Source organism: Clostridium aquiflavi (assembly GCF_031344075.1).
Lineage (GTDB): Bacteria > Bacillota > Clostridia > Clostridiales > Clostridiaceae > Clostridium > Clostridium aquiflavi.
Genome location: NZ_JAVJAN010000071.1, coordinates 1 through 7,938, shown reverse-complemented (window position 1 = coordinate 7,938; position 7,938 = coordinate 1). Strand labels below are relative to the sequence as shown.

The following is a 7,938-nucleotide window of genomic DNA, read 5'->3' as shown; positions in this document are numbered from 1 at the left end:
GGAAACATGAACTTACTCAGCGAATCTAAATGAGTCGAGTTTCATTTTTAACTTCTGTCCATGAGCTTTATACTACAATATCAACACTGTTTTAAAACATAGCCAAATAAAAAGGTATATATAGTAATTTTTATTTATTATACACACCTTTTTATTGCTTAATATTCTATTTTTATTTTATACCATTAGCATTTCTTGTATTTTGTTTAAAATATCATATATTTCTGGATATTTAAAGGCTTTACCAGTGTTTATCATTTCTTTAAATTTATTAATAGATACCCATTTAATCTCGCTAACCTCTTCTTTTTGTAAAACTGCTCTTGATATATCATAATCTTGTTTTACTGCAAACACATCCCATATAGTATTTCCATGTGTTAAATTAGAAATTAGTATTAAATCTTCATTTGACATCTTTAAATCAATTTCTTCTTTTGCTTCCCTAATACATCCACTCTTTGTATCTTCTCCACTTTTTATGTATCCAGTTGTCATTCCCCAAATATTCGGTAATACTTTTCTACAAGATGCTCTTTTTTGAATTAATATTTCATTTTTACTATTTATTACCCATAATTCAATTGCAAAATTAAATTCATCCTTTTGCAAAGTTTCACCTCTTCTTTTTACTACTCCAATTTTTTTACCATTCTTATTATATATATCTAATAGCTCGTCCATCATAAGTCCTCCATTTGTTATATTAATGTTTTATTTAATACATTATAAATTTCTAATAATCATATACATATAATTTTATCCATTCTTAATATAAATTATATCATTTAACTATTATAAAAAAAGAAGTTCCAAATAATTAAATTTGAAACCCACCTTAATATTAAGTTATTATTTTATACATCAATTAAGTCATATTAGAAAAAATTCCAAGTACATCTAATATTCCGTATCCCCACTGAGGATTAGGATATGAATCTCCAGGTCTTTTTTTAGTTCCTCTTGTTAAATAAGTTTTTATTGTTTGAGAATACATATAAGGATCATTTCCTTCAACAATTCCCCATTGAAATAATATAGCACAAGTTCCAGCAACAACAGCAGCGGAAACACTAGTTCCATTTACTGTTGTAATTGAATTATTAGGAGCTACAGTTACCGCATTTACTCCACCTGCCGCAATATCAACCCTATCAATATAATCATCTAAAAATGACATTCCTGAATAATTTACTATATTATTATTGTTTTGATTATATGCAGCTACTGTGATTATAGCTGTTGATCCACCTGGATTAGTAAATGTACCAAAAGGGTCCGATGGGCTTAATGAAGTGTCCCCTATTGATAATCCATATTGAGGTATCCATATGTTATAGGTTCCATCTAATACTAAATTAGCTATTAATTTTATTTGCCATATTCCGGGTTGTAAATTATAAAATTGTATACGAATCAACTCGTCTCCTGTATTTTCTTCTGGAATATAAAATTCAATTTTTATTGATGTCTTTTCAAAAACAAAATTGTACTCTTCAGTAAGGTTAATTATAGCAGGTACTATTCCAGTATTTTCTCCTGAAGGTGATACTATATCTACTGTCATTATATTAGGTGGGTCAATCCAAATTTCTGCCCACAAATATTTTTGATCTGGCGATACATTTAATTCTATGGTTCTTGTTTCACCTTCTTTAGCAATCACACCTGAAGCATGCCCCGCCCTAGATCTTTCATTTCCTGCACCTGTTACTACAACTATGCCTCTACTATTAGAAATTGATTCTATATATTCCTGTAAAATACCATTTCCTCTATGATTTCCAGAGTTACTTCCAAGTGGAAGATATATAACCATGGGTTCAGTTTTTCTTAAAGCATATTCATATAAGAATTCTAAAGCAGAAAATATTGCAGTAATATTAAAAATAGGAACTTGTGCATTAAATTGAGCTTTATTTGAATAGTCTTCTATTAATTTTACAACTACAAATTTGCAATCAGGTGCAACTCCTTTAAGTTCAGGATTTTTACCTGTGGCACCAATTATTCCACTCATACTAGTTCCATGTCCAACTTCATCAATGCTAGGTACAATGTCATATGGTGATTTCCCTTGCCTATAAGCATTTATCGCTTCATTTATCTTATCTTTTATATATAAGGCTCCATATGGTATAAATTCAATTTCATCATCTTTATCTGATGTTATTGTTTGATCCCATATACATTCTATTCTAGTATCACCTTGTAAAGTCATAAACTCACTGCTTAAATAATCAATTCCAGTATCAATAATTCCAACAACTACTTCTTTGCCAGTTAATTGAAGAGGTAAATCTATCTGTAAACTCCTTACTTGTGAAGCTTCTATAGGTGTAATTTCTTGAAGTGTATAAGTTTCTGTCCCTTTAACATATACAATATTAGAAAATAAAGGATCATTTACATTAATTTTCTTTTCTTTTGGAGTCGAAATTATAGCATATTTATCATTAACTGTTGCTATGTAATATCCTTCCTTTTGCAATGCTTCATCATTGATTTTACCTTGATATTGTACAATGTAGTGATTATAATCTGTATTGTTAAAAAGATTTCTAGGCATATTAGATTCATATCTTAGCATTTCGTATCATCTCCTTTGGAATCCTTATGAATAGTTTATCAACTTGGTATTTAATAAAGTTGTCATTTCTAAAATTCATATTCTCCCTAGTTTTTATATATTTTCTACTTATAACATTAAATGTCCCCAATATATCAAAACTTCCATATCCAATTTCTCTATTTGGATATATATATTCTGGTTTTCTATAAGCACCATATATTAAATAACTCCTGATTTTAGTGGAATACATAGTAGTATCATTTTCATCAACTATTCCCCATTGCAATAAAAGTGCACATCCTCCTGCAATTACAGCTGTTGCAGCTGAACTACCCGATACAACAGTAGTTTCTCCTAGAGCTTTTGTTGTTAAAATATTTATTCCTACTGTAGCAATATCTGGATTAATTAAATTATTAGTATTGAATCCTTTTCCTGACGTTGCAACTAATGACTCATTAACTAATCCATGGTATGCAACTGTAACCACTTTTCTAGCAGTTGCTGGAATTGTTAATGTACTAAATGGATCGGGTTCTAAAAACTTTGTATTTTCTGGTAATGTTGCTTCAGGCTGAAGCCATGCATTATATACACCATCACTTATATAGTCTCCTCTTAAAATAAATTTCCATATACCAGGATTTATATTATTAAAAATCAATTCAATAACTTCATGCCCTGAAAAATGTTCAGGCATATAGTAGTTAAGCTTTAATTTAGCTTTTGAAAAAACAAAATTAATTTCTTCTCTTTTATTTCTTTTGGCTTGAATAAAACTGCTCTCTTCTCCTGTAGGTGAAATTACATTTAGTGACATTTTATTAGGTCTTTTTACCCATATATTAAAAGAAAAATTTTTCATTTGCCTAGGTATATTTAATTCCATACTATCTGTTTCACCTACATTTTTAATAAGGCCTGATGCATGCCCTCCTGCTGCCCCTTCATTTCCAACTCCTGCAACTAACGCTATCCCTCTTATGCTAGCTATAGAAGTTAAATATCTTGAAATTAAATTATTACCATCATGACTTCCTTCGGTTGTACCAACCCCTAAATATATAACCATTGGCTTATTTATTTTTATTGAAAAATTCTTTAAATATTCTATGCCTGCTAATATTTCAGCCGAATTATATACCGGTGTATATTTAACATTATTTTCTTTTAAGCTTTTTTGATAATTTAAAGATTCAAGGAGTTTTACAACTACAAATTCACTATCATTTGCAACTCCCTGAAAGTTACCATTATACCCCCTAGCTCCAATTATCCCAGCCATTTCTGTTCCATGACCTATATCATCTTTTGATGGAACAATAGCATATGGATCCTCTTTATTTTTATAGGCATTTATTGCTTTATTTATTTCTTCATTAGAATAAATGTTACCAAGATACACAGATTCAGCTTTAACATTTTCTATACTTTGATCCCATATTTCAGCTATCCTTGATGTTCCATCTTCCCTAATAAATTCATTATTTAAATAATCAATTCCTGTATCTACAATTCCTACGAGTACACCCTTTCCTGTTAAATTCAAATATGGATTTTTCTTAATTGTTAATATTTGATCAATTGAACTTGGAGAAATATCTTGTAATACAGACATACTTCTAAAATCAATAAATTTAATTGAAGGAACATCTATTAATACTTGTTCTAAATATTCATAAGGTAATGATATAACACCTATAGTATTTGTTAATACATCCCCACAAGCATATGATAGCTTATCTATTTGACTCTTAAAATCTCCTCTATATTCAACTAAAAAATTAGGTGAATCTTCAGAATAGTACCCAGAACATAATCTTGAATTCATTTTATTTTTCTCCTATATTACTTATAGTTATTATTATGTATAAATATTAGTAAAAATTTCTTTATTAATATTATTTTTCTCTTTATCTTCTTATAATGTAAAACTTTTCTAAATATGTCCGATAATTAAATTGTATAAATTATTTTAAGAAAGGTGGTTATTTTCCATTATGAGTTTAAATATAAATTCAAATAATATAAATATAGTTAGATCTAATAATTTTAAAAGAATAGGTGAAATTAACAATAATTATGACAAAGATTTGAAAAAAAATAATGATGATAAAAAAACATCAAGTCTTAATATACAAAAACAAGATAACAATAAAAATGACTTACTTGAAAAACTTCAAAAACAAAAACAGGCTTTAAAAGAAAGAAAACAATCTTTGATTGAAACAACTATGGATCCTAAAGAAAAGAAATATAAACTTGAAGAAATAAATGAAAACCTTCAAGATATAGAAGCTCAAATTCAACAATTAAACATGAACGAAAAAGAAAAAGAAGTTCAAAAAGAGCAAGAAGAGATGTTAAAGAAAAAAGCTAAAGAAGAAGAGCTAAAAGCTAATGAAGATGAAGTGAGAGATGATATAATAATCTCTGCAAGTTTAAATGAACTTATAAAGTTCAGTCATTCTAATGATAATATTCATATGCTTAAAGATAGTAAAAATAGGCAGTTAGTTGAAAAGGGATATATTAAACATGTTACCGACTTAAATGGATATACCAATCCAAATAATTACAACGACAAACGTCTAGCTCAAATCACTAAAAGCATATCATCTTTAGAGCATAGTGTATCTAAAGAAATCAATAAAATTAATAATGCTGCTAAAAGGATACAATATAAAACTCAAATAGCTACTAAAAAACTTAACTCTAATGATGATAAAATCAACAAAGAAAAACAAGTTGTGAGTGATGATAAAGAACAAGAAAATATCAAAGACAACTTAAAACAAAATTTAGATAAAAATCTAAAAACTAAGCAAAATAAATAACTTCTAAAAACATTTAAAATTCTAACTAAAAAATAGTAGATAGCTTTATGTAAAATAAGTTATCTACTATTTTAAATTGTATAAACTATAAATCAAAATCTATTTTATCATAATTTTTATATACTTTACTTATTTCATTCCTAACTTCAGTTAAAGCAAACCCTAAAAGATTTTCACCTTTCCACGCTGTAGGATCTTCAACATTGGGATTATCTTTACTCATGCCAATTCCCCATATGTTATCATAAGGACTTGCCTCTACTAAAATTCTATCTTTTGTGTTTAATAAGAATTTCCTTAGCTCTTCATTTTGAGTAAATTTAGTATAATTTCCATTTAAAATTATTGAATATTTATACTTATTCCAAGTATCTTCATCAAAATTTTTGATTTTTCTTCCTAATGCTTTAATCTCTTTAGGATGTTTACTATTCATTATTTTTTCTTCTATTTCCTTATCATTAAAAAGCTTTGCTTTATATGACATCATATATTGCTCCATACAAAAATATTTAATATGTCCTATATTAAAATCACTTTCATACCATTGACTAAAACATGATGTTGAAATCTCACCATTCTTAGAAGGTTGGTGTCCCCAAAAGAAAGTATATTTAATTTTATTTCTTTTACTAAAATCTTCTATTAATTGCTTCCTTGAATATTCTGGCTTTCCGTTCTTGGTCCAAAATTTAATATTTTTAAACGAAGTAGAAATTTCCCACATTTTAGGCTTTTCAAACAACTCATTGTATTTATTTTTCTTTTCTTCACTTAGCTTCGAAAACCATCTATAAAATTTTTCACTATATGATTCACCATCCCCCATTCTCCAACCAATACTTCCATTTGGTATATTAGGATACTTAATCCACAACGGAGCCATTAACTTATTCATATCATAATTACTCACAATTTTCACTCTTCTTTCTTTAATATAACTTAAAATTTTCCATGCAGTCTTTCTCTTATTTCTTTTAATGAATACTCTTTGATTAATTTTCCATCTTTAAATACAACTTGTAGTAAATTATCTTTGCAGTTTTCCTGTTCTTGTATTGTTAATTCATCTTTATAAAGAATATCATCATTTTTTTTATAAACATAACACATACCTTTTTGTGACTTTTTAAAGTTTCCATTATCCGTTTTAGGATCTTTAAATATAAACTTTTCTTTTCCATTTATAATTGCGTGAGTTGCTTTTAATGCAAATCCAAATGTATCACGAGTATTATATTGATATGTGTATGATCCGATTCCAAAAGTGCAATTATTTACTGCAAAACCTTTATTCATCAACTGCTTACATATTTCTTTGCATCGCTCTACTGTAATGCTATCTCCATAAATTGTTCCTATATGAGAATTTAAAACTTTATATCCTTTTTTATTTACTTGTCCACCAAATATCTCATATAAAAGTTCAACAGTTCCCTTATATTCTGGACTGTCTTTTGGAGCATCCTTATCTCCACAAATTATCTTAACAGGATCCCCACTATCACCTCTTATAACAATTTTTCCATCCCTATTTAAAATATCAGTTTTCAATATTGGAAGAATATTGGTTATTAGATTCCAATAATCATAAGTATCTGAAACTATACTTAAAATTCCACTTGGAAATACCTCATTAATTAATCTTTTATAAGCTTTAAGTTCATCACTACCATAACTACACATTACACTATGCTCTGTTGATGGAGTACCAATACCTATAATTTCATTTTCCATATTACAATTATAATAATCTTCTAAATAAAGAATTGAAGAAATAGTAGCTGTTCCAGTAAAAGAAAGTAAGTGTCCAGCACTACTAACTTGTGCACTTTCTATTGAACTAAAACCTCTCATACTAAAATCTCCACAAGCTTTAGTTACATCACCATTCACTACTGTTAAGTTAAAATATTCTTCTACAATTTCTCTATATCTATAAGCAATGGTTGCGCTTGTCATTGGTTGCCATATATTACAACTCATAAATGTCTCTAAATAATTTACAAGCCATGCAAACTCATCATGAGTATTAGTTATTTCAATCATTGGAGTCTTTATGTTAACTCTTATCCCCTCTGAAACAGCTTTAATTTGAATAGGCAAATATCCTAAATCATGAAGCTTTTCAATATGAGTAGTATCTGCTGCCATTTCCCCCATTGTTTTTGAAATAACTCTCTTATATTCATTTACTATTTGCACCTTAGAAACACTAAAAAAATTTTCATTAAAATAGTCAATCATATATTTTTTCAAAAAAGATTGCAATCCAAACATAACAACCTTATCCATATTTTCTTTTCTAGACATTCTAGGCGTCCAATAGCTCACAAGTTTTGTCAATCCTTCTGCATAACACATATAGTGTATTGTTTTATAAAAATCAGTTAATAGTAACGGACTCATAATTTCACACTTCCTCATTTTAATTACACCTCATATTTTCTTAAATTCTTAAATTCTTAAATTCTTAAATTCTTAAATTCTTAAATTCTTAAATTCTTAAATTCTTAAATTCTTAAATTC

The 7,938-nt window shown here is 27.7% G+C and carries 6 protein-coding genes; 1 reads left to right on the top strand and 5 read right to left on the bottom strand.

The genetic code is table 11. The features are described 5' to 3' along the window. Positions 1-177: 177 nt before the first annotated feature. The 3 genes from RGC78_RS15625 to RGC78_RS15615 form a co-directional block, all read right to left on the bottom strand. On the bottom strand, positions 178-684 hold the full coding sequence (locus RGC78_RS15625) for an NUDIX hydrolase (RefSeq protein WP_309556928.1): 507 nt from the start codon (positions 682-684) through the stop codon (positions 178-180). Between the two features lie 184 nt (positions 685-868). Further along, positions 869-2,590, bottom strand: coding sequence for a S8 family peptidase (locus RGC78_RS15620; protein WP_252212396.1), 1,722 nt, complete (start codon positions 2,588-2,590; stop codon positions 869-871). Then, positions 2,577-4,403, bottom strand: a complete 1,827-nt coding sequence (locus RGC78_RS15615; protein ID WP_309556927.1) for a S8 family peptidase — start codon at positions 4,401-4,403, stop codon at positions 2,577-2,579. Before RGC78_RS15615 ends, RGC78_RS15620 begins: the two co-directional genes overlap by 14 nt. 169 nt (positions 4,404-4,572) lie before the next feature. Between RGC78_RS15615 and RGC78_RS15610 the strand changes: the two genes are divergently transcribed. Further along, on the top strand, positions 4,573-5,409 hold the full coding sequence (locus RGC78_RS15610) for a viral A-type inclusion protein (protein WP_309556926.1): 837 nt from the start codon (positions 4,573-4,575) through the stop codon (positions 5,407-5,409). Positions 5,410-5,494: 85 nt separating this feature from the next. Here RGC78_RS15610 and ybiA read toward each other — a convergent pair whose 3' ends face one another. Continuing rightward, positions 5,495-6,322 carry a riboflavin biosynthesis intermediates N-glycosidase gene (gene ybiA / locus RGC78_RS15605; protein WP_252212399.1) on the bottom strand — a complete coding sequence of 276 codons (828 nt, stop codon included), beginning with the start codon at positions 6,320-6,322 and terminating at the stop codon, positions 5,495-5,497. 29 nt (positions 6,323-6,351) lie between these two features. After that, positions 6,352-7,821 (bottom strand): nicotinate phosphoribosyltransferase, encoded by a 1,470-nt coding sequence (locus RGC78_RS15600; RefSeq protein WP_309556929.1) that lies wholly within the window; start codon positions 7,819-7,821, stop codon positions 6,352-6,354. Between the last annotated feature and the right edge of the window lie 117 nt (positions 7,822-7,938).

Coding starts and splice junctions, on each gene's coding strand:
- RGC78_RS15625 (WP_309556928.1), bottom strand. CDS start 684: ATGGACGAGCTATTAGATATATATAATAAGAATGGTAAAAAAATTGGA.
- RGC78_RS15620 (WP_252212396.1), bottom strand. CDS start 2,590: ATGCTAAGATATGAATCTAATATGCCTAGAAATCTTTTTAACAATACA.
- RGC78_RS15615 (WP_309556927.1), bottom strand. CDS start 4,403: ATGAATTCAAGATTATGTTCTGGGTACTATTCTGAAGATTCACCTAAT.
- RGC78_RS15610 (WP_309556926.1), top strand. CDS start 4,573: ATGAGTTTAAATATAAATTCAAATAATATAAATATAGTTAGATCTAAT.